The sequence below is a fragment of the Rathayibacter sp. VKM Ac-2759 genome (assembly GCF_009834225.1).
Classification (GTDB): domain Bacteria; phylum Actinomycetota; class Actinomycetes; order Actinomycetales; family Microbacteriaceae; genus Rathayibacter.
Genome location: NZ_CP047176.1, coordinates 1942516 through 1967547, shown reverse-complemented (window position 1 = coordinate 1967547; position 25032 = coordinate 1942516). Strand labels below are relative to the sequence as shown.

The window sequence follows — 25032 nt, the reverse complement described above, 5'->3', positions numbered from 1 at the left end:
CTCCCAGCGGGGGACGGCAGTCCGGCGAGGTCGATGCCCGGAGCGGCGATCACCGGGTTCGCCGCCGGCACCAGCATCTGCGCCCTGCCGTCAGGGCCGAGGGGAGCAGGAGCACGGTGATCGGAGGGATCAGGCCGCGTCGTCGCGGTCGGGGAGACACTCCGGTTCGGCAGTGATGCGCAGGCCGGACGCGGTGTGGGAGTCGATGAGGAGCCGGCGGATCCAGGTCGGATTGATGCCGGGCGCAGGGGCGGCCCCGTACTCGAACCGCAGCGGGATCGAGGGGTGCATCCAGATGCTCGTGCGCCCGTTCCCACCGCCGCGCGCATTCCTCCACGAGAAGTAGAAGGACTCGCTCCTGCCCAGCTTCACGCCGATGACGATCTGCAGGTGGGCGAGCAGGCGATCGTCGAAGTCCGCCTCGAGGGACGAGCCGTAGTGCAAGCGGCCCATGCCGGCCTCTCCGGGCGCAGCAGCTGCACCCTCCCGTGATCGATCGGAGACGCGTCGCGGGCCGGCTGAGGACCGAGGCCGACGGGGGCCACCCCTCGTCCGCCGCTCGCGGCGGGACCTCGTCGTCACTCTCGAGCAGCCGCGCGTCCGCGTCGTCGACCGGGTGCGTGCCGTCGTGCGTCGTCGCCGGTCTCACTCTTCAGCCCGGACGAGTCGCGAGCCGACGCGACTACGCGCCGGTCACACCGACTCCCCGGGGCCGGGCCCCTCGTCCGTCACCGCGGGGAGTCGGCTCGTCGTCACGGCAGGCGCTGCCACTCGCACGGCGCGTCGCTGCTCGGCGCGAGCGTCTGTTCTCGGGACTTCCACGACGCGCTCCTTCGACGATGTGCCGTGTCCCACCGGTGTGCCGGGAAACCCCGGAGGAACACGCGGGGAACTGTCCTCGGTGCGCGGAGCGGAGTCAAGGGACGAAAGTCCCGAGCCGGCCGGGACGGAGGTGATCCTCCGCGCAACGGCACGGGACCTTCGTCCCGGTCCCCCCTCCCGCGCCTCCCCGACCATGGCCGGGGCGCATCACCCCGCTGCTGCCCGCCCCGCTCTCCTCGAGAAGGAAGGTCCTGATGGATCCCGTCGACATCGCCCGATGGCAGTTCGGCGTTCTCACCGTCTACCACTTCTGGATGGTCCCGCTGACCCTCGGGCTCGGTCCCGTCGTCGCGATCATGCAGACCCTGTGGGTGCGAACCGGCCAGGACCGCTACCTGCGGATGACGAAGTTCTGGGGGAAGCTCTACCTGATCAACTTCGTGATGGGCGTCGTCACCGGCATCGTCCAGGAGTTCCAGTTCGGGATGGCGTGGAGCACCTACTCCCGCTTCGTCGGCGACGTCTTCGGCGCTCCGCTCGCGATGGAGGGGCTGCTCGCGTTCTTCTTCGAGTCCACGTTCCTGGGGCTCTGGATCTTCGGCTGGGACCGGCTGCCCAAGCGCCTGCACCTCGCCGCTCTCTGGATCGCGGTGGCCGGCTCGATCGTCTCGGCGTTCTTCATCATCGTCGCCAACTCGTGGATGCAGCACCCCGTCGGAGTCGAGCTCGTCGACGGTCGACCGGTCCTCGTCGACATCGGGGCGGTCCTGTTCAACAGCACCGCGGTCGGTGCCTACACGCACACCCTCTTCGGGTCGCTCGGCGTCGGGGCGGCGTTCCTGATCGGCATCGCCTGGTACCAGCTCTGGCAGCGCCGCCGCGACGGGATCGACACGGTCGGCGCGGACAAGCGCGTGATCGTCGGCGAGAACCCCTCGATCCCGGGCAGGGACGCGACCGACCACAGTGTGTGGATCCGCTCGCTGCGCATCGGTGCCGTCGTCGCGGTCATCGGCTTCGCCGGAGTCGCCGTCACCGGCGACCTCCAGGCGAAGCTGATGTTCGAGCAGCAGCCGATGAAGATGGCCGCGGCGGAGGCGGCCTGCGAGTCGGGCACCTCCTTCTCGTTCTTCGCGATCGGCGACGTCGGAGCGCAGGACTGCGATCAGGTCGTGAACGTGATCGAGGTGCCGGGGCTGCTCTCCTTCCTCGCCAACGGAGACGTCGACACACCCGTCGCCGGGGTGAACGAGCTCGTTCCCCGGTACCAGGCCGAGTACGGCACGACCGTCCCCGACGACCCCGCCTACGGCGACGCGGCGGGCACGCCCGTCCAGTACGTGCCGGTGATGGCGGTCACCTACTGGGGCTTCCGCATCATGATCGGCTTCGGCGCCCTCGCCGCCTTCGCGGCGGTGGTCGCGCTCTGGATCACGCGCAGGGGGACGGTGCCGCGGTCGGCCTGGCTCATGCGCCTGGCGCTCCTCGGGATCGCGGCGCCGTTCGCCGCCAACTCGGCGGGCTGGATCTTCACCGAGATGGGGCGGCAGCCGTTCGCGGTCGCTCCGAACCCGTCCGGGGTCGACGGCGTCTACCTCTTCACGCAGGCCGCCGTCTCACCGGGGGTGACCACGGGGGAGCTCCTGTTCTCGCTGATCAGCCTCGGCCTCGTGTACGGCGCGCTGATGGTCGTCGAGGTGACGCTGCTGGTGCGCTTCGTGCGGGCAGGCGTGTCCGGCGTGATGCCGGAGCTCGACGACTCCGACGACCACCGCGACGGCGACGTGCTCGCCTTCGCCTACTGAAGGGCCGCCCGTGGACTTCCTCCCCACCGTCTGGTTCGTCGCCATCGCGGCGCTGTGGACCGGCTACCTGTTCCTCGAGGGCTTCGACCTCGGGGTCGGGATGCACCTGCTCCTCACCGCCCGGAACGACTCCGACCGCCGCGTGATGCTGAACACCATCGGCCCGGTCTGGGACGGCAACGAGGTCTGGCTGCTGACGGCCGGTGCCGCCACGTTCGCCGCGTTCCCGTTCTGGTACGCCTCCCTCTTCTCGACCCTCTACGTCCCTCTGGTCGTGGTGCTGCTCGGGCTGATCGTGCGGGCGGTGTCGATCGAGTACCGGGGCAAGGGGCGCTCGCGCGCATGGATCCTCACCTGGGACCTCCTGCACGGCATCGGGGCGTTCCTCGCCGCCTTCGGGGTCGGAGCGGCGCTGGCGCTGACCACCACCGGGCTGCCGCTGGATGCGAACGGCGACCGCGTCGGCGGGCCCTTCGTCTGGTTCACCGGCACCGCGGTCCTGGGCGGTCTCGCCGTGGTCGGCTTCTGCCTCGTGCACGCGGCAGCGTTCCTGGCGCTGAAGACCGAGGGTCCCGTCCGCCGCGCCGCAGGGTCCTTCGCCTGGCGGTGGTCGCCCGTGGCGCTGCTCCCGATCGTCGGCTGGGTGCTGCTGGTGCAGCTGCGCACCGGCTCGTGGCTCACCTGGGCGCTCGTCGCCCTCGCGGTCGTCGCCGTGGTCGCGGCCTGGTCGTCGGCGAGAGCGGGACGGGAGGGCCGCGCGTTCGCCGGGTTCGGGGTCTTCCTCCTCCTCGGGACGGCCTCGATCTTCGCCGCCGTGTACCCCGTCGTCCTGCCGTCGACCCTCGATCCGGCGTACGACCTCACCGTGGCGAACGCGTCGAGCGGTGACTACACGCTCGCGGTCATGAGCGTCGTGACGGCGTTCGGGCTCCCGCTCGTGATCGCGTACCAGGCGTGGACCTACTGGGTCTTCCGGCGGCGGATCGGGCCGGGCAGCATCCCACCGGCGCACGCGATCAGGGCGGCGGTCGCGGGCGGGGAGCGCGTGGGCCCGCGCTGACGGGTGCGCACGGCCGGCACGGCGTCCGCAGTGCCGGGTGATCGCGGCGGGCTCCCGTCGACTCTGCCCGCGGCTCGCACGCCCCGCCGGCCGCGCTCCGGCCGAGGGGACCTTGGACCCACCTGGGCCGCCCGAGCAGGACGGACACTCGAGTCCGGCGCCACAGGGCGTCGGACCCCGAACAGAAGAAAGGTCATGATCATGACGATCACGGCAGAGCGCCGCACGGACAGTGCCGTCCGCGACTGCGTCGAGCAGGAGCTCGCCCGGCATCCGCGGGTCGACGACGACCCCACGAACCGTCTGCGCTGACCATGCTGCTGCAGCACACGGCTCCTCTCCCCGCCGTCTCGGGGGAGCGGACAGCACACGCACGAGGCCGGACGGCCGCGACGGCCGACTACCTCGCGGCGATGAGATCGTTCGCGAGAAGCGCGCACGGGCGGATCGAGTACGGCGCAGGAGGCGCGTGCGTCGACGTCCTCGCTCCCATCGGAACCGTCGTCCTCGCCTTCGGACCGGACCCGGCGCGCGAGACCGTCCTCGCCCATGTCGCTGCCGCGAGGAGTGCCGGCAATACCGTCGCGATCCTGCTCACCGAGCCTGTGGCGCCCGCGGTGCGGGAGCTGTGCAACGGGATCGAGCAGGACGCCGGATCCCGGGGTGTGCGGTGGCTCGAGGAGAACGACGACCTCTGGCGGCTTCCCGCCGAGTCGTGCGCCGTCGCCGTGGTCACCGACGACACGCTCGCCGTCGTCGGACGGGTGCTGTCGGTGGACGGCCGTCGAGCGGTCGGCGATCCGGCTCTGATCGACGCGTACAGCCGGTGCACCACCTACACCGTGCCGATCGAGGTCGTCGCGGCCGCCCCGATCGGAGCGAGCCGATGACGACGCTGGCGAACGCCCGCTGGACCCGCGGCGACGTCCGCCGCGCCGCCTTCTCCGGCTTCCCCTACCTGGGGGAGCGGCGGAGGGTTCCCCTCGCGCACCTCAGCGACTTCCTCGCGATCGGCTTCGCGCGGCTGCACGAGGCCCTCGAGGAGGACGCCGTCGCAGGCGAACCGACCGCGATCTACCACGGCGGCCCCGACTCCGAGGGGATCGTCGACGTGACCGCCGCGCTGCCTGCGACGACCCTCGCCGACGCGCGCGCGGCGGCCGGAGGCAGGGGAGACCTCCTCGCCGACGTCCTCCCCGCCTGCACCGCCGTGACGACGAAGCACTACGGCGACTACGCCACTCTCGCCCGGAGTTACGACCGGCTCGAGTCGTGGGCACACTCCCACGGACTCCAGAGCTCGGAGACGACCTGGGAGGAGTACCTGATCGGACCGGCCGACAACCCGGACTCCCTGACCTGGTGCACCCGCATCTCGACCGCGACGACGCCCGGACCGGCTGTCGCGGGAGAAGCGGCCGACCGCGAGGGGGGAGGTCGCACCAGCGGCTGATCGACCGGACCCGCCCGAGGCGATCAGCGAGAGCCCTGCACCCCGCTCGACGGGTGCAGGGCTCTTCCCCGCGCTGCCGACGACGCCGGCGATCCGAACTCCGGGGTCACTCGTCCGGGGTCAGTTCCCTCCGCCGCAGGAGGAGCACCACTGCGGTCGCGCCGGCGGCGACGGCGACGACCAGCCACACCAGCCCGCGCGCCTCCACGCTGTCTCCCGCGAGGGTCGGCGCCACCGCGATCGGCGAGACGTCGACCAGCCACTGCGGCGCGGCGAACAGCGGACCGAAGAGGCCGAGCACCGTCGCGAGCGCGACGAGCGTCCAGCCGCCCGGGATCGTGAGTCTCGGCACCGCGACGACCAGCAGGGCCGTCGCCACGAGGAGGACCGCCGCGGCGACGGCCTGACCGGCGCCGGTGACCAGCACGGTCGCCATCAGCGACCAGTCGGGATCCGGGAGGGAGGCGAGTCCGAGTGCGGCTCCCACGACTCCGCCCGACATGGTGAGCACGACGCCGGCCGACGCCACCCCCGCGAACGACGCGAGCCAGCGGAGCCGCCCCACCGCACCCGAGAGCACCGGCTCGGCCGTGCCGCGGGCCTCCTCCTGACGCGCGCGGCAGACCGTCTGCACCGCGCAGCACGACGCGAGAACGCCGAGCAGGGTGAAGAAGATCACGACCGCGCCCTGCTCGAGCGAGCCGTTCTCCGCGAGGGCGCGGGTCAGCTCCTGCACGGAGGGGATCTGCGCGCTGACCTCGCCGAGCACCGCCGCGAGGCGCGTGGCCAGCAGCCCCGTCAGCACCCCGCCGACCGCCCAGCCGAGCACGGCGCCGCGGCCGAGCCGCCAGGCGAGCCCGAGCGGGCCGCCCAGCAGGGCACCCGCGGACGCTCGACCCCGCCGCTCGGGCAGCAGCCCCGCACCGGAGTCGCGGCTCGCGTGCAGCGCGAACGCTCCTCCCGTCGCGGCGATCGCGACCACCGCGCAGAGCAGCAGCGGGCGCAGGTCGTCGACGTCGTACGGCCTCGTGTTCTCGACCCAGCCGAACGGCGAGAGCCACGCCGGCCACGCGCTCTCGATCCGCAGCGCATCGGCGCTCGGCGTCCCGACCGCGTTGCCGACACCGCACAGGACGAAGGTGCCGAGGATGATCCACACACCCGCCGCGTTCGCCGCACGCGAGCCGCGCACGAGCTGCGCAGCGAGGAGGGTGAGGCCGAAGAAGACCAGACCCGAAGCCCCCGCGCCGAGCCCCGTGGTCACCGCGCCGCGCGCTCCGAGCCCGGTCGGCAGCAGCACCGCGGTGCACAGCAGGGCCAGCACCGCGTTCGCGAGCACCGCGTGCACGATCGTCGCGGCCAGCGGTGCCGAGCGGCCGGCGGACGTGGCGCCGACGAGATCCGCGCGACCGGTCTCCTCCTCCGCCCGGGTGTGCCGGACGGCGAGGAAGCTGCTCATGAAGGCGGCGGTCATCGCGAGGAACGGCACGATCAGGAACGCGAGGAACGCACCCTCACCCGGACCGGAGGGCAGCCCCCGGAAGAGCAGGATCACGGGGTTCGCGGCGGCGGTCGCGAGCAGCGCGGACCGGTCGGCCTGCGTTCCGTAGGAGGCGGTGACGCCGGCGTGGGCGGCCCCGGCGAGGGAGGCCGTGCCGAGGATCCAGACGGCGAGCTGCACCGCGTCGCGGCGCAGGCGCAGGCGCAGCAGCGCCGCGACGGCGCTCACGGGGCGCCGTAGTTCCGCAGGAACAGCTCCTCGAGCGACGGAGGCTGCACCCGCAGCCCCTCGACCCCCCACCGCCCGAGCACCGGCAGCAGGCCGGCCACCGCGTCGCTGTCGACCGTGAACCGCACCCGCCCGTCGACCACCGCGGCGTCGTGCACGCCCGCCAGCTCGGGCACGACGCTGCCGGCGAACGACACCTCGGTGCGCGTGAGATGCCGCAGGTCCGCGAGCGTCCCCGACTCGACGACCCGGCCCGCGCGGACGATGCTGACCCGGTCGCAGAGCTGCTCGACCTCCGACAGGAGGTGGCTCGAGAGCAGGACCGTCGCTCCGCTCTCGCGCACCCGCCGCAGCTCCCGCTGGAACACGAGCTCCATCAGGGGATCGAGCCCGCTGGTCGGCTCGTCGAGCAGGTAGAGCTCGGCGGGCACGGCGAGAGCGGCGACGAGCGCCACCTTCTGCCGGTTCCCCTTCGAGTAGGCGCGGCCCTTCTTCCGCGGGTCGAGGTCGAACGCCTCGAGCAGGCGGGCGCGCTCGCGCCGGTAGGAGTCGCCGAGCGCGCCGGCGCCGCGCAGCCGGGCGAGCAGGTCGATCGCCTCGCCGCCCGACAGGTTGGGCCAGACGCTGACATCGCCGGGCACGGAGGCGATGCGCCGGTGCAGCGCGACCGCCTGCCGCCACGGGTCGCCGCCGAGCACCGTCGCCACGCCTCCGGTCGCACGCGCGAGACCGAGGAGGATGCGGATCGTGGTCGACTTGCCGGCGCCGTTCGGCCCCAGGAAGCCGTGGATCTCGCCGGCCGCGACGCTCAGGTCGAGCCCGTCCAGCGCGACGACCCTGCCGTAGGACTTCCGGAGTCCCCGGATCGTGACGGCGTCCACGACCGTGGAGCTACTCCGCGGGCCGGGCACTGCCGGCACCTCGCGGAGTCGGGCCGCCCGCACCACGGAGTCGAGCACCGCGGTGACGGCGATCTCCGGAGCGGCTCGGCGCGCCTGCGCTGCGGCGTCCGCGACGGCCTTCGGGGCCTGTGGTCATGTCCGCACCGCCTCGGCCTGCAGGACCGCGCCGCGCGACCCCGGGATCCCCGCCGCGGGATCGCCCAGGAGCGCGAGCGCCTCCTGGAGCTCGGCGAGGAGCAGCAGCTGCCGCCGGTTGATCTCGAGGAGGACCTCGATGTCGGTCTTCGCGGCGAGGTTCGTGTCGAAGTCGTGCTGGGCGAGGGCCGCGGAGATGGCGTCCTGGCGCTTCGCGGCGATCAGCAGGATCGCGCCCTGGAGGCCGGCGAGCATGCTGAGGAAGAGGTTCAGCAGGATGAACGGGTAGTCGTCCCAGCCCACCCAGAAGGTGTTGGCGAGCGCCCAGAGGAGCATGAAGAGCACGAAGGCGCCGACGAAGCGCCAGCTGCCCATGCCGTTCCGCAGCAGATCCGCGGCGCGCTCGCCGGGCGACAGCGAGGCTCCGAGCCGCTCGTGCCAGGTCGCCGCCGGAGTGGGTCGTGCGCTGCGGTGGGGGATGTCGGTCGTCATGACGCCGTCCTTCGTGCTCGGAGAGTGGGTCGCCACGAGAGGGGAGCGGCGGAGGCGCGGAGAGCGCCGAGGATCGTGGCGACGTCGACGGCCTCCTGCAGCAGCGCGCCCGCGACAGCGGGGACGACCCCCGTCGTCGCGATCAGCATCAGCGCCGTGCTGAGCCCGATGCCGACGGCGATGCTCTGGAGGGCGATGCGGGTGGTCCGCCGGCCGATCTCGACCGCGTCGGCGACCCGGGACAGATCGTCGATCAGGACGACGACATCGGCGGCCTCGCCTGCGGCGGTCGAACCGCGTGCGCCCATCGCGACGCCCACGTCCGCGGCGGCGAGGGCGGGTGCGTCGTTCACGCCGTCGCCCACCATGATCGCGGGCCGCTCGCGCACGTCGTGCAGCGCCGCGACCTTCTCCGCCGGGCGGCAACCGCTGCGGAAGTCGTCGACGGCGAGCTCGGCGGCGACCCGTGCGACCGTGCGCTCGGCGTCTCCGCTGAGCAGGAGGATCCGCTCGACGCCGGCTCGCCGCAGCCGCGCGATCGTGCTCGCCGCCTCGGTCCTGACCGGATCGGTGACGACGATGGAGCCTGCGAAGCGACCGTCGCGGGTCACGGCGATCGAGCTCTCACCGGCGCGCAGGGTCGCCGGCCGGTAGCCGGTGCTGGTGCGTTCCGCGATGCCGGGCTTGCCGACGAAGACGGTGGCGCCGTCGACGAGGGCGCCCACACCGTCGGAGCCGGACTCCGAGGCTCCGGTCGCGGCCGGGACCGGGAGCCGGGCGGCACGGGCGCGCTCGAGGATGCTCTGCGCGTAGGCGTGGGTCGAGTACTGCTCCGCCGCGGCGGCCACCGCCAGCAGCTCGTCGGCATCGACGCCGGGTCGCGGCTCGACGCGCTCCACCGCCGGCCGGCCCGCGCTGAGCGTCCCGGTCTTGTCGAAGACGACCGTCCGGGCGCGGGACAGCGTCTCGAGCACCGCGCCTCCCTTGACGATGACACCGCGGCGGGCGGCGCGCCCGAGACCGCCGATGTAGGCGACCGGAGCCGCGATCAGCAGCGGGCAGGGCGTCGCCAGCACGAGGACCTCGGCGAAGCGGACCGCCTCTCCCGACATCGCCCAGGCGGTGGCCGCTATCGCGACGGAGACGACGGTGAAGGGGAGGGCGAAGCGGTCCGCGAGCCGCACGACGGGAGCCTGCGCTCGCTGCGCCTCCGACACGAGAGCGACGATCACCTGGTACTGGCTCGCCGCGGCCGCCGCTGTCGCGGTCGCCGTGACGGCGACGGTGCCGTTCACCGACCCGCTCAGCAGCGGATCGCCCGGCAGGTGCTCGACCGGCAGGCTCTCGCCGGTCAGCGACGACTCGTCGAAGGCGGCGGCCGGGCCGAGGAGGGTCGCGTCGACCGGAACCAGCTCGCCCGGACGGACGAGCACGATGTCTCGGACGGCGATCTCCTCCGCCCGCACGTCCTCGTAGACCCCCGCCCCGCCGAGCCGGTGGGCGAGCCGAGGAGCGCCGTTCAGCAGCGCATCGAGCGCACGCCGGGCCCGCGCCTCCGCGCCGCTCTCGAGCGCTTCGCCCCCCGTCAGCATCACCGCGACGATCAGCGCCGCGAGGTGCTCGCCCACGGCGAGCGTCGCTCCGATCGCGAGCACCGCCAGCAGGTCGACGCCGAACGCCCCGGCGCGGAGCCGGACGATCATGCGCACGACGGACCGGGTGGCGACGGCCGCCGCGGTCGCGCCGGCGAGAGCGGCGCCGCCGGCCGCGCGCAGATCCGGGTCGGGCACGACCAGCCACCAGAGTCCTGCGACGGCGAGGGCGCTGACGGCCAGCGTCAACCACGGGGACCGGCGCAGGAGGGCTGTCCGGCCGGGCTGCTCGGAGACGCGATGCCGGGCGGGAGCACCGTCGACGACCCGATCAGCGCGGAGCCGGGTGTCGTGGCTGCCTGTCATCCTGCTCTCCCTCCGGCACCGCGGTGCGGTGCGCTCCCAGTCGACCGGACGGTCCGGCAGGAGCGGGGGTCCTACGTCCCCCCATCGAGCCCGGGTGCTCACGACCGTGCCCGCGACCGGCCATCGGGGCGCTGCTCCGACCGCCGCGCAGGAGGTCAGTGCCGAGCCGGCGCGGCCGCCTCGCTCTCGTGGACCACCAGGACCGGGCACGGGGCGTGCTCGGCGCACTGCGCGCTGACGGAGCCGAGGAGCAGCCCGGCGAAGCCGCCGTGACCGCGGCTGCCGACGACGAGGTAGTCGGCGCCCGCGGCCTCCTCGATCAGCACCCGGGCGGTCGCTCCTTCCCGGACCGTCAGCGTCACCGAGTCGGGCGGAGTCGGCCCGAAGACGTCGTCGAGCGCGGCCCGGCCCAGCGACTCCGCGTCGTCCCGAGGAGACCAGGTGACGGGGAGCGGCGTGTAGCTGACCGGGTAGTGCCAGACCGCGACGGCCTCGATGGAGGCGTCGAACGCGTGCGCGAGGCGGTCGGCGGAGCGGAGCGCGGCGCGGGAGTGCTCGGAGCCGTCCACCCCCACGACGATGCGAGGGTGCGACGGACGGACGACGGTGCCCGAGGCGGTGGGTGACGATGAAGGTGTCATGCGACGACGCTCGCTCGCCGGAGCGCACCGGGAGGGGCCGAAGGTCACACGGGGGCCGAGGGCGCGGGCAGCACCTTCGCGGGACCCCTCCGACCGATCCCGCGCCCGAGACCCGGAGGACCAAGGCCCCGCCGCGACGCTCCGGCGCGAGGGAGGATCCCCTGCACGAGAACCAGGAGAGGAGACCTCCTCATGAGATCAGGCACCGCCACCGGAACGGCCGCAGCTGCGCGGGAGGACCGGGTCACGACCCGGAAGGCGGCGTGGCGCGAGGCGGCCGACGGAGCGTGGACATCGCTCGTCGTGCTGCAGTCGCTGCTCGCCCTCGCGGCGATCGGAGGGGGATCGGGCTCATCGCGACCGGCGGTCTCGGCCTGTCGCTGTCCGCACTCGAGACGAGCCCCTTCGACTCCTTCGTCGGCCCCGGCCTCATCCTCGCGATCGTCGTCGGCGGCACTCAGGCGCTGGCCGTCGTGCTCCAGCTGCGGAACAGCGTCTGGTACCTCGCCGCGGCCGCGGTCGCGGGCTTCGGACTGCTGATCTGGATCTTCGTCCAGGTCCTGGTCCTCCAGGAGTACTCGCTCCTGCAGCCGGCGATCTTCGCGGCCTCGGTGCTCCAGCTCGCGCTCACCGTGCTCTGCCTGGGGATCCTCCCGCGCCCACGGCGGTGACGGACCACTGCCTCTCGCGAGCAGCTCCCTCGGTCACCTCTGCCGTCGATCGATGTCCGGCCCTCCGGCTTCCGCGATCACGGAGGCGACGGCGACTCCGCCGTCGCGCGTGATCGAGAGGTGCAGAGCGGTGATCCCGAGTGCCGTGACGACGTCGGCCGTCGGACCGCGGAGAGAGAAGGCCGGGCGTCCCGAGGGCTCCCCGACCACCTCGACATCGGTCCACCGCATGCCGTTCGGCCCGCCGAGAGCCTTGACGAGGGCCTCCTTGGCGGCGAAGCGCGCGGCCAGGGATCGGGGAGCGAGGGTCCGCTCGTCGGGCGCGAAGAGCCGCAGCAGCAGGCCGGGGGAGCGCTCCAGCACGCGCTCGAAGCGCGGGATCCCCACGACGTCCACCCCGATCCCGGTGATCACGGGCCTCCTCTCCTCTGCTCATCGGCCGCGTCCGCCCTCCACCGGCCGCGGGCAGGATGCACGCGGGGGCGGCCTCGGAGCGCGAGCACGCCGGTCACGCGTCGGTCGGCGGCGTCCAGTCGTCGGCCTCCCACCGGTAGAAGGAAGCGGCGACCGAGTCCCTCGGCGTCTGCCATCCCTCCGGCCTGTACGGCGAGACGTACGGCTTCAGATCCGTCATCACGCGCGCGAAGGCGGGCCGGAGCGACTCGTGGTTCTGCCGCACCGCGGCCGCCTGCGCGCTGTCCTGCTCCAGGAGGTGCACGAAGACGTCCTCGATGGAGAAGAGCCAGCGGCCGGCGACCCCGGTCGCCACGGGAAGGGGACCGGCGTCCGACTCGGCGAAGACCCGGGCGATGTCGGCCTCAGAGTCCGGCTTCATCCGCTGGACGATGACCGTCAGCGTCCGGTCCTCGGGGACGTCCCCCTCGGGGACCCAGCTGTAGAACTGCTTGGCGACCGAGTGCGACGGGTTCTCCCAGTAGCTCGGGTACGGCGTGACGAACGGACCGATCTCCTCGGCGATCTTCTCGAAAGCAGGCAGCCCGCGCCGTTGACCCGAGATCGCGGGATCCTGCTTGCGGTCGAGCACGTGGAGGTAGAGGTCGTCGTGCGAGAGCAGAGTGCGCCCGACGACGCCGAGGTCCTGGGGTCGCGTGATCCGGTCGTAGTGGTCGAAGACGGCTCCCACCGTGTCCTCGCTTCCCGGGGCCATACGGCAGACGATGACGTTGCGGAACGGACGGAAGGTCATGGCTTCTCATTTCTCTCGGAGGGTCGGTCGATCGGCGAGATGTCGCCGAAGAGCTGCCGGAGGTGAGCGTCGAGGCCGTCGGGGACCGCACCGGCGCTGCGGTACCCGACGTGGCCGTCCGGACGGATCAGGTGGACCGTGAGACCCGGCCCGCCGTAGGTCCTCGCGAACTCGCCCGAGCCGTCCCGCAGGACGGGCACGCCCAGATCCGCCGGGATCCGCGACTCCGGACCGGTGATCAGGAAGGCGTCGACCTCGCCCGAGGACCGGTGCCGCGCCGTCCGGGCCAGCGCGCCGGCCTCGACGAGTCCGTTCTCGTCGACGGAGTCGTCGGCGTGGAGCAGCAGCGTGGATCTCGTTCCGCGGGTGAGGTCGAAGAGACGGAGGTCGTGGCCGACCCCGAACGCCGTGAGGCCGTGCACGTCGGGCGCCCGCTCGCCCGGCGCCGGTCCGCGCAGCGCTCCCTCGACGGCGACGTCCTCACCGACGAGGGCGCTGCCGGCGTAGCTCGTGGTCATCTGCATGTCGAGCAGGAACTGCGCCTTCTCGTCCTCCATGTCCATCTCGTCGGTGAAGGCCAGCGAGACGGCGCGGTCGACGATCGCCCGGCCGGCGGGTCGGCGCTCGGCCTCGTAGCTGTCCAGCAGATCGGGTGCGGCGTTGTCCTGGACGGCGAGCGCGAGCTTCCACCCCAGATTCCAGGCGTCCTGGATCCCGGTGTTCATCCCCTGACCACCGGCGGGGGGATGCAGGTGCGCGGCGTCCCCGGCGACGAAGACACTGCCCACGCGGTAGTGGTCGACGATGCCGTGCTTGACCCGGAAGGTCGAGGACCACCGCAGGTCGCTGGCTCTCGTCGGCTCCGGCGCGAGGTCGTCGAGGACCGCCTGGATGTCGGCGAGCGTGGGCGGTGCGTACTCCCTCCAGAACCCGGCGGGAACCACTCCCGCCCCGATGGTCTTCTGCAGCGACCGCGGGGCGAGGGTCGCCACGCGATAGCGCCCGGCACCCGGGAGGGGGACGCAGACGAGCATGCCCGTGAAGTCGCCGTCGTCCTCGATCCGCACGAAGCGCAGGAGGTGGCCCGGCGGCATCGACCAGTCCAGTCGGACGTCCCCGAGCATGAACAGCTGCGGGAACATCGACAGGCCGCCCTCGAACGTGAGCCCCAGCCCGGCACGGACCGCGCTGTGCCCGCCGTCGCAGCCGACCAGGAACCGCGCTCGTGCCGTCGTCGTGCCGTCGGCGCTGCCCAGCGTCGCGTCCACTCCCTCGGCGTCCTGCTCGAAGGACAGCAGTTCGACACCGCGCTCCACCGTCACTCCGAGGCCTGCGAGCCGCTCGGTGAGGATCCGCTCGGTGTCGTACTGCGGCAGTCCGAGGTGGGCGAAGGGCAGCTCGTCGAGCCCCGACCAGTCGACCTGGTGGGTCCTCTTCCCGTTCACGTAGACCGTCTGACCGTGCAGCCAGATGCCGGCGCGGATCGCGTCGGCGACGACGCCCTGGTCCTCCCAGATCTCCATGGTGCGGCAGTGGATGCCGATCGCCTTGTCGGCGCGGTCGGCCGGTCCGGAGCGCTTGTCGACGATGCGGACGGCCACGCCCCTCCGCGCGAGCTCGATGGCGCAGGTGAGCCCGACCGGGCCACCGCCGATGATCAGGACGTCGGGATCGCCGGTCCTGCGGGCGGCTCGGCTCGAGGCTCGGCCGCCCGCCGCGGACGGCGGTGCGACCGGCGCCACGGCCGGCGGCTGCGCCTCCGAGGAGTGCTCTGGTCTCTCGGCGCTCGCCGGCTCGGACGGGACGGTAACGGGGGCGGTCGGCGCAGGAGCGATCGGCGCGGCGGCGGCCGGCGCAGAGGCGGTCGGCGCAGGAGCGGTCCGCGCGGCGGTGGCTGGCGCGGAGGCGGCCGGCACGGGACGTGTCCGTGCCGGGAGCCTCGGCGGCGGGGACGCCGCGCCGAACTCCTGCGCACCCGCCGCGCCGAGGCGCTCCGGCGGGCGGAAGCGGATCTCGAGCACGCGCCGGGCGAACTCGACCGACAGCCACCGCGCGAGCGGACCGCTCTGATCGGCGTGGGACGGATCCTCCACCCAGTCGATGAAGTACTGCTCCGACTCCCACTCCGCGAAGATGTGGTAGACGAGCGAGCCGGGCTCGGTGAGGAGCTCCTCCCGCACGAGCCCGGGGGTGCCCAGCAGCCGCGAGGCGACGATCCGGTAGGCGCGCTCGAACGCCTCCTCCTCGCCCGGCGCGACCCGCGTGGTCAGGTCGATGCGCACGTGCGGAGTCGTCGTCGCGGGGACGACGCTCAGCAGCTCGTAGGTGCTCCGGGAGGCGTCGTCGCGCAGATCGCGCAGGCTCGCGGTCAGGCCCTCCCGCTGCTCGCTGCGGCCGAACGCGTCGACCGCCGCCCTGTCGATCCACTCACTCGTGATCACGAAGGTCCGCGGGTCGTCGAGATCACGCGTGAGCTCCTGACTCACGTTGCCGGGCACGTGGCTGATGTCGGCCGCGGCCCGCGCCCAGGCCTCCTGGAACTCCGTCTCCCTCCCTTCGCGGGCGCGCATGCGCAGCACTGTTCTGATCGCGGGACTGCTCATGAGCGGGGCTCCTCGGTGCGGTGGTCGAGATCGGATGCGGTGACCCGGCGCAGCACCATCGAGCTGTTGAAGCCGCCGAACCCGCGGGCGTTGACCAGCACGTTCTCGAGATCGAGCTCGCGTGGTGCCCGCACGAAGTCGAGCCCGTAGGCCGGGTCGGGCCGGTCGAGGTTGCCGACGGCGGGCGCCAGACCCTCGCGGATGGCCTGGAGCGCCGTCGCCGCGCTGAGCGCCGACCCGCCGGCACTCAGCCGGCCGACGAAGCCCTGGGGAGCGGTGACCGGCACGGCGTCGATCCGATCGCCGAAGACCAGGCGCAGCGCGGCGACCTCGAGAGCGTCCAGCTCGGCCACTCCTGCGCCGTCCGCCACCACGAGATCGATGTCCTCGGCCTCCAGTCCCGCGTCCGCGATCGCGAGCCTCATCGCCCGGGCGAGCTGCGTCGGCTCGGGCGAGGGAGTGTTGGAGTCGAACGCGTCGTGGGTCGCGGCGTAGCCGGCGATCTCGCCGTAGATCTGCGGGCTCCCGCGGGTGAGCGCGGTCTGCAGATCCTCGACGAGGAGCACGGCACCGCCCTCGCCCGGTGCGTAGCCGCCGGCGCGCTCGTCGAACGGCTTGTACCCGTCACGGGGATCCGCGGCGGAGGTCGTGCGACCGCTGCTGGTGTGGCAGGTCAGGCCGTAGGGCGTCAGCGGAGCTTCGGTTCCGCCGGCGATCACCGCGGGGGTGCCCCGGCGGATCACCCGCCTCGCGTGCCCGAGGCTGTCCAGACCGCCGGCCCCCTCGGAGACCAGCACGCTCGCCGGGCCCTTCGTGGCGTGGCGGATGGAGGACTGCCCGGTGCTCGCCGCGTAGAACCACGCGATGGACTGGTACGCGCCGACCGCTCGAGGTCCTCGGGTGTAGAGGCCGGTCAGCTCCCGCTGACCGAACTCGTTGCCGCCGGAGCCGGCGGCCAGAGCCACCGACGTCGCGAACGGGTCGTGGTCGGCCGGGTCGTACCCGGCGTCGTCGAGGGCCATCCGGGTCGCGGCCAGGGACATCCAGGTCCAGCGGTCGGTCTGCACCACCAGCCGCGGGTCGACGTGGTCGGTGACCTCGAAGTCGTCGACCTGCCCCGCGAGGGTCGTGGAGTAGCGCGTCGGATCGAAGGCCGTGATGCGGCGGACCCTCAGGTCGCCGGCGATGGTGCTGCGCCAGTGGGCGTCCGCGCCGACTCCGCTCGGAGCGATCACACCGAGGCCGGTGATCACCGCGCGGGTCATGCCGTCACCCCGGGCTTCGCGAGCACGACAGCCGACTGGAAGCCTCCGAAGCCGCTGCCCACCGAGAGGACGACGTCGACCGGCATGTCCCGCGCGGTCTTGGGCACGTAGTCCAGATCGCACTCCGGGTCGCGCTGCTCGAGGTTCGCCGTGGGCGGGACGACACCGTGCTCGATGGCGAGGCTGCAGGCGACCAGCTCGATCGAGCCGATCGCGCCGAGCGAGTGCCCGACCATCGACTTGATCGAGCTCATCGGGGTCTCGTAGGCGTGGCGGCCCAGGCTGCGCTTCACCGCTGCGGTCTCGTGCCGGTCGTTCTGCTTGGTGCCGGAGCCGTGGGCGTTCACGTAGTCGACGGAGGAGGGGTCGAGCTCCGCCTGCCGCAGCGCCGCGTCGATCGCCGCGCTCATCTCCGCGCCGTCGGGCCGGAGTCCGGTCATGTGGAACGCGTTGCACCTGTTCGCGAAGCCGCCGACCTCGCAGTACACGTGGGCGCCGCGGGCTCGAGCGTGCGAGTACTCCTCCAGGATCAGCACGGCACCGCCCTCTCCCATGACGAATCCGTCCCGGGTGGCGTCGAACGGACGGGACGCGTGCTCGGGATCGTCGTTGCGGGCCGAGGTGGCGTGGATCGTGTCGAAGCACGCGAGCGAGATCGGCGAGATGGGCGCGTCGCTCGCCCCGGCGATGACGATGTCGGCGTCGCCGTCCTCGATCAGCTGGGCGCCGTAGCCGACGGCGTCCAGGCCCGAGGTGCATCCGGTCGACATGACGGACGCCGGCCCGTGAGCGTGGAAGCGGACCGCGAGCTCGGTCGCGGCGCTGCTGGGCACCAGGGCGTTGTAGAGGAACCTCGAGCCGTAGGCGGGATCGACCAGCCAGTCCCTGCCGTGGTTGCTGACGTCGACGTACTCGTCCTCGAGGCGGGTCGTCGCGCCGACGGCGCTGCCGAGGCTCACGGCGAGCCGGTCGTGATCGACTCCTTCCCCCGACTGCAGGTCGAGCCCGCTGTCGGCGACGGCTTCATCGGCCGCGACGAGGGCGAACTGGACGAAGCGGTCGTTCCGGTGGACCTCCTGCGGAGTCAGGCCGCAGGCGAGCGGATCGAAGTCGACCTCCGCGGCGATCTGCGACCGGAACCGGGAGGCGTCGAAGAAGCTGATCCTGGCGGTGGCCGTGCGCCCCTCCGTCAGCATGCCCCAGAAGGCCTGCTTCCCGATGCCGCCCGGTGCGACGACACCGACCCCGGTGACCACGACCCGTCGTCCCGCGCTCATCGCGCGCCACCGGCTCCCGGCGGCACCTCGGTGTCGACGTGGCCCAGCTCGGGGCGAGGCGCCAGCGGCCCGCAGGTGAAGACGAAGAAGGCGGGCTCCGCGCCGTCGTTGACGATGCGGTGCCGCACCCCCACCGGGATGTGGATCGCCGACTCCTCGGTCAGCCGGCGCTCCTCGGCGTCGACGGTGATCGAGACGTCGCCGCGGACGCAGTAGAGGAACTCCTCGGAGTACGGATGCCAGTGCTCGGTCACGATCTCACCCGGCTCGAGGGTGAGCGTCCCCAGGAATCCCGCCGTGGCGCCGACGCTGGCGGGCGAGAGCAGAGTGCGGATGTCGCCACCGCGTCGGCGGTTGGACGGGGCGTCGTCGCGGTGCACGACGGGGCCGCAGGCGACGGGGGTGACGGGGTGCGCAGTGATGGTCATCGGGACTCCTCGGCAGTGCGGGATTCGGAGGGGAGGGGGCGCGGGTGCGCCGGAGCGGTCATGAGACGCGGTCGGCGGCGTCGCGCACCTTCTCGGCGATGACGGCCATCTGCTGACGGCTGGTGCCGTTGATGCGCCGGGTCATCGCGGCGGTGTCGATCGGCGCGTCGTCCCGCATGCGGAAGTCCTGCACCCATCGCATGACCGTCCCGCCCGGGAGGGAGCGGAACGTCCACTCGATGTCCATGAACTCGAACGGGCCGGGCTCGACCCGCCGGGCCGTGACCCGGTGGGCGATCGGATCGAGCGTCCGCTCCGAGATCCAGCTCCACACGGTCCCGTCGGCATCGGGGTGCAGGGCCAGCCGGAACAGGAACCAGCTCCCGTCCCGGCTCTCGAGGACGTCGACCGAGGAGTACTCGGTGAAGAGCGTCGGCCACGTGGAGAGGTCGTTGGTCATCCGCCAGACCAGCTCGAGCGGCGCCTCGATGACCACGGAGTTGTCCGTGTGGCCCTCGGTGTCGACGGACTCGTCGGCGGGTCCCGCGGTCGAGGCGTCCGGAGGTGCCGATCCGGTCGCCCGGTCGGCGCTCGTCGGGCCGCTGCTCGTCGTGGACACGCCGGTCACCGGGCCCGCTCGACGGAGCGCTCCGCCAGTCGGTCCTGCACCAGGTCGACGATCTCGCCGAACGTGTACCGCTCCGTCTGGTCGTCGGGCAGCTCGACACCGTAGGTCTCCGCGAGAGCGGTCTGCATCTCGAGGAAGGCCAGAGAGTCGAGGTCGACGTCCGAGAACCGTGCGTCCGGGTCGTCGGTGTGCGCCGAGAGCGGCAGACCCGCTTTCCGGGTCAGCAGCGTCATCAGGGCGTCGAGGGTGAAGGTGTCGTTCATATCGGTAGGACCTCCGTCGTGAGGGGAGTGGGTGGGAGGGCGACGGCCGGCGGCCCCTCGTGCGCCGGTCCGCCGGCACGGAGGCCGACTGCAGGGGGAGGGGAGCCGAGCTCCCTCGAGTGGATCTCGGCGGCGCGGACGATGAGGTCAGGCATCTCCCGGTCGAGGAACTGGATGTCGTGGCGGTCGGCGCGGATGTCGGGGTGGCTCACCAGGGCGCGGTGCAGGTCGGCCGTGGTCGTCAGGCCCGGACCCTCCAGCGTCATCTCGGCGAGCGCCCGGTCCATGCGGTCCAGCGCCTGATCGCGGGTCGGGGCCCAGACGATGAGCTTGGCGATCAGGGAGTCGTAGTGCGGGCTCACCCGATCCCCTTCCCGGTACCCGGTGTCCAGGCGCGTCCACGGCCCGCCCGGTGCCCGGAAGTCCTCGAGTCGACCAGGGGCGGGCGCGAAGCCGCGGGCCGGGTCCTCCGCGTTGATGCGGCACTCGATGGCGGTGCCGAGGCAGCGGACGTCCTCCTGCCCGAAGGACAGCGGTACTCCGTCCGCGATCAGGATCTGCTCGCGGACGAGGTCGATGCCCGTCACCAGCTCGGTGACCGGGTGCTCGACCTGGATCCTGGCGTTCATCTCCATGAAGTACGGCTCGTCGGCTCCGTCGATGAGGAACTCCACGGTTCCCGCCCCCGTGTAGCCGACCGACAGCGCACCGAGGACGGCCAGCGCCCCGAGGCGCTCCCGCCGGGCGGGGGTCAGGCGGGCGGCGGGCGCCTCCTCCAGGAGCTTCTGGTGGCGGCGCTGCAGCGAGCAGTCGCGCTCGCCGAGGGAGACTCCGTTGCCGTGCTGGTCGCAGAGCACCTGCACCTCGACGTGACGGGCGCCGGGGAGGAAGCGCTCCACGTAGACCGCCGGGTCGCTGAACACCGCCCTGGCGACCTCGCGAGTGGTGAGGTACGCGTCGCTGAACTGCTCGCGGGTGCGGACGACGGTCATCCCCCGACCTCCGCCGCCGGCAGCGGCCTTGATGATGACCGGATAGCCGATGGCGTCGGCGATCTGCTGGCCCTCGCGGACCGAGCGGACCGGCTCCACCACTCCCGGCAGCATCGGCAGCCCCGCCGCACGCATCAGCCCGCGTGCGGTGGCCTTGTTCCCCATGCTCTGCATCACCGAGGACGGAGGCCCGATGAACACGAGTCCCGCCGCCTCGCAGATCTCCGCGAAGTCCGGGTCCTCGGAGAGGAATCCGTAGCCGGGGTGGACGGCGTCGGCACCGGTCTGCAGGGCCGCCTCGACGATGTTGGGGATGTTGAGGTAGCTCCGGCGCGGTGCCGGGGGCCCGATGTTCACGGCGATGTCGGCGAGACGGACCACCTCGGAGTCGGAGTCGGCGGAGCTGTGCACGGCGACGACCTCGATGCCGAGCTCTCGGCAGGTCCTGAGGATCCGGAGGGCGATCTCGCCGCGATTGGCGATGAGCAGCCGGCGGATCACGGCGTCTGCCCCGTCGGACGGAGGCGGAGGATGACCTGGTCGTACTCGACGGCGTCGCCGTTGCCCACCGGCAGCTCGGCCACGATGCCGGCCCGGCCGGCCGGGATCGGATTCATCAGCTTCATCGCCTCGATGATCGCCACCGTCGTGTCCGCCTCCACCCGGTCGCCGACCTGCACGAACGGCTCGGCGCCCGGCGACGGGGCGGAGAAGTAGGAGCCCACGAGCGGCGCCCGCACCGCCGCGAGCGTCTCGTCCTGCGCCGGTGACGGGACCGCGGTGGTCGGATCCTCCGGTCGCGGCGCCCACTGCCTCTCGGCGAGCGGATCGCTCGGAGCAGCCCGGTCGGCCCACTCGACCTCGATCTCGCGGTCGCCGCCGCGCACGCGGAGCCTGCGGAGGTCGCCGGGCAGGATCCGGGCGAGCTCCGCCAGTTCCTGCCGGAGTCCGCCCATCGAGTCGGCGGCACCCGTGTCCGGAGTCGGCTCCGCGGGGACGCCGTCCTCCGGAGTCGCGGTCGAGCCGTCCATCGTCATCTCGGCACCCCTCAGACGGCCAGGTCGTCCAGGAGCGGAGCCGTGAGCACCGAGCCGTCGAGGCGGCGGAACCGCTCCTCCCGGCTCGCGAGCAGATCGGCCGGGGAGACGCCCCGCAGCTCGTCCAGCTCTCGGACGACGGCCGCGCGGAGCGTCCGAGCGCAGGCGGCGGGGTCCGCCCCCGCGCCGCCCGAGGGCTCGGGGACCACCGAGGTGGCGACTCCGCTCTCGAGCAGATGCCCGGCCCCGAGCCGCAGCGCGCGTGCCGCGTCCGGTGCGGACGCCGCGCTGCGCCAGAGGATGGCCGCGCAGCCCTCGGGGCTGATCACCGAGAGGAACGCGTTCTCGAGCACCAGCAGCCGATCGGAGGTGGAGAGGGCGAGCGCGCCCCCGCTGCCGCCCTCGCCCGTGATCACGGCGACCACCGGTACCCGCAGGCGGGAGCTGCGGAGGATGGTCTCGGCGATCGCCGTCGACTGCCCGTGCTCCTCCGCCTCGGGGCCGGGGTGGGCGCCGGGGGTGTCGACGAAGGTCACGACCGGCAGCCCGAACGACTCGGCGTGCGCCATCAACCGCATGGCCTTGCGGTAGCCCTCGGGGTGGGCCATGCCGAAGTTGTGCGCGACGAGCTCCTTGACCGTGTGGCCCTTCTGGGTCCCGATGACGACGACCGACCGCCCCCCGATCGACGCCACTCCGCCGATGACGGCGGGGTCGTCGGCGGAGGCGCGGTCGCCGTGCAGCTCGACGACGTCGTCGAAGACGAGCCGGAGGTAGTCGGACGCGGTCGGACGGTCGACGCAGCGCGCGGCCTGGACGACCTCCCACGGGTCCCGCGGAGCGCTCGACCCGGTCGCCACCGCGATGTCGGGCTCGGGCTCGGAATCGGGATCCACCGTGGGGAACGCGCTCCGGGGGGAGTGCAGGGCGGCCAGCCGCTGCAGGAGGGACCGCAGATCGGCCCTGTCCTCGACCCGGTCGATCAGGCCGTGCCGCAGCTGCGACTCCGCAGCCTGGAAGTCGGCGGGAAGGGCGGCGTGGATCGTCTCGCGGACGACCCGGGGGCCGGCGAATCCGACGTGGGCGCCCCGCTCCGCGATCACGACCGAGCCCAGGCTCGCGAAGGAGGCGGAGACGCCTCCGTAGGTCGGGTCGGTGAGGACGCACACCGACAGGACGCCGGCTTCCCGGAGCCGGGCGAACGCGACCGCCGTGCGGGCCATCTGCAGCAGCGAGAAGACGCCCTCCTGCATGCGCGCCCCGCCGCTGGCGCAGACGACGATCAGCGGGTCGTGCGAGCGGAGCGCCAGCTCGGCCGCCTCGCTCACGCGTCGGCCGACCTCCAGGCCCATGCTTCCGCCCATGAAGGAGAACTCCATGACAGCGAGAACCACTCGGCGCCCGCCGAGGAGCGCCGTGCCGACGACGACCGCCTCGGACTCGCGGGACGCGCGGTGCGCGGAGACCAGCCGATCCGAGTACGAGCGGGAGTCGACGAACTCGAGCGGATCCGGCAGGACGTCGTCGAAGACCGACTCTCTGAAGCTGTCCCGATCGACCAGCGAGTCGATCCGGGCCCGCGCCCCCATCCGCACGTGGTGCTCGCACTCCGGGCAGACCGACAGATTCCTGTCGAGCCGCTTGCGGTAGAGCAGACTCCCGCAGCCCGGGCACTTCGTCCACTCGGCCTGTCCGGCGGCCGGTGCCGTCGACTCCGTCGTGTGCATCATCGCATCCCCTTCTCGCACGTCCTCGTGTGTTCACAGCGGACACGTCCGGTCCGCAGACCTCGGAGCACCGCGTGTCCGGCGGCTCCCGGTACCCCACCGTCGACGCGAGGCCGACGGGGGAGGACCGGGTCAGGCTCGACGACTCGGCGCCGACCAGTGGTAGAAGCGCTCGGCCATCGCATCGAGCGGCGACGCCCAATCCGGGTCGTACGCCTCGATGTGCGGACGCAGCTCGTCGCTGACCGCTCGGAACGCGGGCAGCCGCTGGGCGACCCGCATGGCGTCGCCGGCCGGGACCGCGAAGTCGATGAGGTGCACGTAGATCCCGTGGAAGCGGTAGAGCGACCTGCCGACCACCCCGATCTCCTCGGGCATCGTTGTCGCATCGGACCGGCTGAAGATGTCGGCCACATCGGGTGCGTCCTCCGGACGCATCTTCGCGACGATCATGACCTGCTGCATCACTGGCTCCCCTTCACTCGGACGATGTCGGCCGAGCGGGTGTCGCCGGCGACAGTGCCGGGCGACCTGGCCGCTCGGACATAGAGAACGCTAAGACGCCTCATAGGTGCGGGCATCCGCCGGAGAGCGGGACTCGGTGGACCCCCACACCGGCCGGACGGAGGAGCCGGGCACCTCCTCCTGGACCGCCCCTCATCCGGCCGACGGGGGCGGACCCCCGCCCGGGTCGACTGCCGGCGTCCGGAGGTCGCAGTCCGCGTGACGGGCATCGGACCGGGAGTCCGCGACCGGAGGGGGCGTCCCTCCGGCCCCGGTCGCTCGGACCGTCCGGGCCGATCGGTCCGTCCCACGGGACCTTCGGCCCGTGCCCGACCGCTGCGACGGCCAGGATCACCGCATGGGGGATGACGCAGGCGCGAGCGCCGGAGGACCGAGGACGACCGGACGGAGCCTCCGGCTCCCGGTGCTCGACTGCTGCACCGCTCCCGCGACGGCGAGCGGTGCCCGATGACCGTGCAGGCCGCGGCGGGCGCGTCCCGTGCTCGCGGTGTCCGGGCCCCGCAGCCCGTCGACGCCGGTCCTCCGGCGGAGAACGTGCGGGTGCTGCTCTGCGACGACCACGAGATCTCCCGTGTCGGGCTGCGCGCGCTCATCGATCCCGAGGCCGGCCTCTCGGTAGTGGGGGAGGCGGCGGACGTCGAATCGGCGTGCTCGATCGCGGAGCAGCTGGACCCGCACGTCGTCATCGTCCGGCTGGGCCTGCTCGACCAGACGCGGGGGGAACCGCTCGGCGAGCTGTGCAGCCGCAACCGAGCGGTGCTGATCCTCGCGGGGATCGAGGCGGAGTTCGACCTGGTCGGCATGATGCGGGCCGGAGTGAGGGGCTGCCTGCCCCACTCGGTCGCCGCGCCGAGGCTGCTCGACGGCATCCGGGCCCTGTCGCAGGACGAGCTCGTCCTCGACCGCCTGTTCGCCCCGCACCTCGTGCAGTTCCTGAGCACCGCCCCGACGACCGTCGCGGAGGCCGGATCGGGTCCGACCCCGCTCAACCGGCTGACCGAGCGCCAGCGGGCCGTGGCCCACCTCGTCGCCGAGGGGATGACCAACGGCGAGATCGCGGCCCGGCTGTTCGTCAGCCACGCCACGGTGAAGAGCCACGTCACCGTGGTCCTGCGCCGCCTGGCCGTGCGGAGCAGGACCGAGCTGGCGATCGCGGTGAAGAGCTTCGGCGAGGAGACGGAGACCGAGTCGACAGGACTGCGCGAGATGCACCACGCGGCGGGGATGATCGCGGTCCAGATGTCGATCGGAGTCGAGGAGGCCATGATCCTCCTCCGCAGCCGCGCAGCGGAGTCGGGCCGCAGCGTCAGGGAGACCGCCACGGACGTGGTCGCCCGGCGCCTGCGGTTCGAGCCCTGAGGCGCGCACCGAGCAGCCGCCGCCTCGGTCGAGCGGCTCGGGTCGAGGGGAGC

General features: G+C 72.9%; 24 protein-coding genes. 6 read left to right on the top strand and 18 right to left on the bottom strand.

Going from position 1 to position 25032, the window contains the following annotated elements; all coding sequences use genetic code 11:
• Positions 1–129: 129 nt before the first annotated feature.
• Complete coding sequence (locus GSU68_RS09035; RefSeq protein WP_159907432.1) at positions 130–453, bottom strand: ATP-dependent DNA ligase; 324 nt, start codon at positions 451–453, stop codon at positions 130–132.
• 623 nt (positions 454–1076) lie between these two features.
• Here GSU68_RS09035 and GSU68_RS09030 point away from each other — a divergent pair.
• From GSU68_RS09030 to GSU68_RS09015, 4 genes are all read left to right on the top strand, one after another.
• Positions 1077–2627: a cytochrome ubiquinol oxidase subunit I gene (locus tag GSU68_RS09030; protein WP_159907430.1), complete on the top strand. Its 1551-nt coding sequence runs from the start codon at positions 1077–1079 to the stop codon at positions 2625–2627.
• 10 nt (positions 2628–2637) lie between these two features.
• Positions 2638–3687 (top strand): cytochrome d ubiquinol oxidase subunit II, encoded by a 1050-nt coding sequence (cydB, locus tag GSU68_RS09025; RefSeq protein ID WP_159907428.1) that lies wholly within the window; start codon positions 2638–2640, stop codon positions 3685–3687.
• Between the two features lie 413 nt (positions 3688–4100).
• Positions 4101–4577 (top strand): hypothetical protein, encoded by a 477-nt coding sequence (locus tag GSU68_RS09020; RefSeq protein WP_159907426.1) that lies wholly within the window; start codon positions 4101–4103, stop codon positions 4575–4577.
• Complete coding sequence (locus GSU68_RS09015; RefSeq protein WP_159907424.1) at positions 4574–5140, top strand: hypothetical protein; 567 nt, start codon at positions 4574–4576, stop codon at positions 5138–5140. Before GSU68_RS09020 ends, GSU68_RS09015 begins: the two co-directional genes overlap by 4 nt.
• A 106-nt stretch (positions 5141–5246) precedes the next feature.
• On the opposite strand, the gene GSU68_RS09010 is transcribed toward GSU68_RS09015, so the two are convergent.
• The 5 genes from GSU68_RS09010 to GSU68_RS08990 all read right to left on the bottom strand — a co-directional run bounded on the left by GSU68_RS09010 (position 5247) and on the right by GSU68_RS08990 (position 10997).
• Complete coding sequence (locus GSU68_RS09010; protein WP_159907422.1) at positions 5247–6869, bottom strand: polyketide antibiotic transporter; 1623 nt, start codon at positions 6867–6869, stop codon at positions 5247–5249.
• Entirely contained in the window at positions 6866–7750 is an 885-nt protein-coding gene (locus tag GSU68_RS09005; RefSeq protein ID WP_159907420.1) for an ABC transporter ATP-binding protein, read from the bottom strand. Before GSU68_RS09005 ends, GSU68_RS09010 begins: the two co-directional genes overlap by 4 nt.
• Before the next feature lie 153 nt (positions 7751–7903).
• Positions 7904–8398 carry a DUF1003 domain-containing protein gene (locus GSU68_RS09000; protein ID WP_348272518.1) on the bottom strand — a complete coding sequence of 165 codons (495 nt, stop codon included), beginning with the start codon at positions 8396–8398 and terminating at the stop codon, positions 7904–7906.
• Positions 8395–10356 carry a heavy metal translocating P-type ATPase gene (locus GSU68_RS08995; protein ID WP_159907418.1) on the bottom strand — a complete coding sequence of 654 codons (1962 nt, stop codon included), beginning with the start codon at positions 10354–10356 and terminating at the stop codon, positions 8395–8397. Before GSU68_RS08995 ends, GSU68_RS09000 begins: the two co-directional genes overlap by 4 nt.
• 155 nt (positions 10357–10511) lie before the next feature.
• Complete coding sequence (locus GSU68_RS08990) at positions 10512–10997, bottom strand: universal stress protein (RefSeq protein ID WP_159907416.1); 486 nt, start codon at positions 10995–10997, stop codon at positions 10512–10514.
• Between the two features lie 287 nt (positions 10998–11284).
• On the opposite strand from GSU68_RS08990, the gene GSU68_RS08985 reads away from it, so the two are divergent.
• Positions 11285–11668, top strand: coding sequence for a hypothetical protein (locus GSU68_RS08985; RefSeq protein WP_159907414.1), 384 nt, complete (start codon positions 11285–11287; stop codon positions 11666–11668).
• A gap of 33 nt (positions 11669–11701) precedes the next feature.
• Here the strand turns inward: GSU68_RS08985 and GSU68_RS08980 are convergent, their stop codons facing one another.
• From GSU68_RS08980 to GSU68_RS08925, 12 genes are all read right to left on the bottom strand, one after another.
• Positions 11702–12082, bottom strand: coding sequence for a holo-ACP synthase (locus GSU68_RS08980; protein WP_159907412.1), 381 nt, complete (start codon positions 12080–12082; stop codon positions 11702–11704).
• 94 nt (positions 12083–12176) lie between these two features.
• Complete coding sequence (locus GSU68_RS08975; protein WP_159907410.1) at positions 12177–12875, bottom strand: TcmI family type II polyketide cyclase; 699 nt, start codon at positions 12873–12875, stop codon at positions 12177–12179.
• A complete protein-coding gene (locus GSU68_RS08970; protein WP_208544674.1) occupies positions 12872–15478 on the bottom strand; it encodes an FAD-dependent oxidoreductase in 2607 nt (868 codons plus the stop codon). Before GSU68_RS08970 ends, GSU68_RS08975 begins: the two co-directional genes overlap by 4 nt.
• Positions 15475–16743, bottom strand: coding sequence for a beta-ketoacyl synthase N-terminal-like domain-containing protein (locus GSU68_RS08965; RefSeq protein ID WP_159907408.1), 1269 nt, complete (start codon positions 16741–16743; stop codon positions 15475–15477). The genes GSU68_RS08970 and GSU68_RS08965 overlap by 4 nt, the downstream gene beginning before the upstream one ends.
• The gene (locus GSU68_RS08960) at positions 16740–18020 is read right to left on the bottom strand and encodes a beta-ketoacyl-[acyl-carrier-protein] synthase family protein (RefSeq protein WP_159907406.1); all 1281 of its coding nucleotides are present in this window, start codon (positions 18018–18020) and stop codon (positions 16740–16742) included. Before GSU68_RS08960 ends, GSU68_RS08965 begins: the two co-directional genes overlap by 4 nt.
• On the bottom strand, positions 18017–18448 hold the full coding sequence (locus GSU68_RS08955; RefSeq protein ID WP_159907404.1) for a cupin domain-containing protein: 432 nt from the start codon (positions 18446–18448) through the stop codon (positions 18017–18019). Before GSU68_RS08955 ends, GSU68_RS08960 begins: the two co-directional genes overlap by 4 nt.
• Positions 18449–18506: 58 nt before the next feature.
• Complete coding sequence (locus GSU68_RS08950) at positions 18507–19067, bottom strand: SRPBCC family protein (protein ID WP_159907402.1); 561 nt, start codon at positions 19065–19067, stop codon at positions 18507–18509.
• 5 nt (positions 19068–19072) lie between these two features.
• Positions 19073–19339 (bottom strand): phosphopantetheine-binding protein, encoded by a 267-nt coding sequence (locus GSU68_RS08945; RefSeq protein ID WP_159907400.1) that lies wholly within the window; start codon positions 19337–19339, stop codon positions 19073–19075.
• Positions 19336–20832, bottom strand: coding sequence for an acetyl-CoA carboxylase biotin carboxylase subunit (locus tag GSU68_RS08940; protein WP_159907398.1), 1497 nt, complete (start codon positions 20830–20832; stop codon positions 19336–19338). Before GSU68_RS08940 ends, GSU68_RS08945 begins: the two co-directional genes overlap by 4 nt.
• A complete protein-coding gene (locus tag GSU68_RS08935) occupies positions 20829–21368 on the bottom strand; it encodes a biotin/lipoyl-containing protein (RefSeq protein ID WP_208544673.1) in 540 nt (179 codons plus the stop codon). The genes GSU68_RS08940 and GSU68_RS08935 overlap by 4 nt, the downstream gene beginning before the upstream one ends.
• An 11-nt stretch (positions 21369–21379) precedes the next feature.
• Entirely contained in the window at positions 21380–23098 is a 1719-nt protein-coding gene (locus tag GSU68_RS08930) for an acetyl-CoA carboxylase carboxyltransferase subunit alpha/beta (RefSeq protein WP_159907396.1), read from the bottom strand.
• 129 nt (positions 23099–23227) lie between these two features.
• Positions 23228–23560, bottom strand: a complete 333-nt coding sequence (locus GSU68_RS08925) for a TcmI family type II polyketide cyclase (protein WP_159907394.1) — start codon at positions 23558–23560, stop codon at positions 23228–23230.
• Between the two features lie 507 nt (positions 23561–24067).
• Between GSU68_RS08925 and GSU68_RS08920 the strand changes: the two genes are divergently transcribed.
• Positions 24068–24979, top strand: coding sequence for a response regulator transcription factor (locus tag GSU68_RS08920; protein WP_159907392.1), 912 nt, complete (start codon positions 24068–24070; stop codon positions 24977–24979).
• Positions 24980–25032 lie beyond the last annotated feature (53 nt).

Excerpts from the sequence above, each read along its gene's own strand:
- GSU68_RS08965 (WP_159907408.1), bottom strand. The coding sequence starts at position 16,743 with ATGACCCGCGCGGTGATCACCGGCCTCGGTGTGATCGCTCCGAGCGGA.
- GSU68_RS08995 (WP_159907418.1), bottom strand. The coding sequence starts at position 10,356 with ATGACAGGCAGCCACGACACCCGGCTCCGCGCTGATCGGGTCGTCGAC.
- GSU68_RS08990 (WP_159907416.1), bottom strand. The coding sequence starts at position 10,997 with ATGACACCTTCATCGTCACCCACCGCCTCGGGCACCGTCGTCCGTCCG.
- GSU68_RS08930 (WP_159907396.1), bottom strand. The coding sequence starts at position 23,098 with ATGATGCACACGACGGAGTCGACGGCACCGGCCGCCGGACAGGCCGAG.
- GSU68_RS08945 (WP_159907400.1), bottom strand. The coding sequence starts at position 19,339 with ATGAACGACACCTTCACCCTCGACGCCCTGATGACGCTGCTGACCCGG.
- GSU68_RS09015 (WP_159907424.1), top strand. The coding sequence starts at position 4,574 with ATGACGACGCTGGCGAACGCCCGCTGGACCCGCGGCGACGTCCGCCGC.
- GSU68_RS08955 (WP_159907404.1), bottom strand. The coding sequence starts at position 18,448 with ATGACCATCACTGCGCACCCCGTCACCCCCGTCGCCTGCGGCCCCGTC.
- GSU68_RS08920 (WP_159907392.1), top strand. The coding sequence starts at position 24,068 with ATGACCGTGCAGGCCGCGGCGGGCGCGTCCCGTGCTCGCGGTGTCCGG.
- GSU68_RS09030 (WP_159907430.1), top strand. The coding sequence starts at position 1,077 with ATGGATCCCGTCGACATCGCCCGATGGCAGTTCGGCGTTCTCACCGTC.
- GSU68_RS09020 (WP_159907426.1), top strand. The coding sequence starts at position 4,101 with ATGAGATCGTTCGCGAGAAGCGCGCACGGGCGGATCGAGTACGGCGCA.
- GSU68_RS08935 (WP_208544673.1), bottom strand. The coding sequence starts at position 21,368 with ATGACGATGGACGGCTCGACCGCGACTCCGGAGGACGGCGTCCCCGCG.
- GSU68_RS08925 (WP_159907394.1), bottom strand. The coding sequence starts at position 23,560 with ATGCAGCAGGTCATGATCGTCGCGAAGATGCGTCCGGAGGACGCACCC.
- GSU68_RS08970 (WP_208544674.1), bottom strand. The coding sequence starts at position 15,478 with ATGAGCAGTCCCGCGATCAGAACAGTGCTGCGCATGCGCGCCCGCGAA.
- GSU68_RS09035 (WP_159907432.1), bottom strand. The coding sequence starts at position 453 with ATGGGCCGCTTGCACTACGGCTCGTCCCTCGAGGCGGACTTCGACGAT.
- GSU68_RS08975 (WP_159907410.1), bottom strand. The coding sequence starts at position 12,875 with ATGACCTTCCGTCCGTTCCGCAACGTCATCGTCTGCCGTATGGCCCCG.
- GSU68_RS08960 (WP_159907406.1), bottom strand. The coding sequence starts at position 18,020 with ATGAGCGCGGGACGACGGGTCGTGGTCACCGGGGTCGGTGTCGTCGCA.
- GSU68_RS09000 (WP_348272518.1), bottom strand. The coding sequence starts at position 8,398 with ATGACGACCGACATCCCCCACCGCAGCGCACGACCCACTCCGGCGGCG.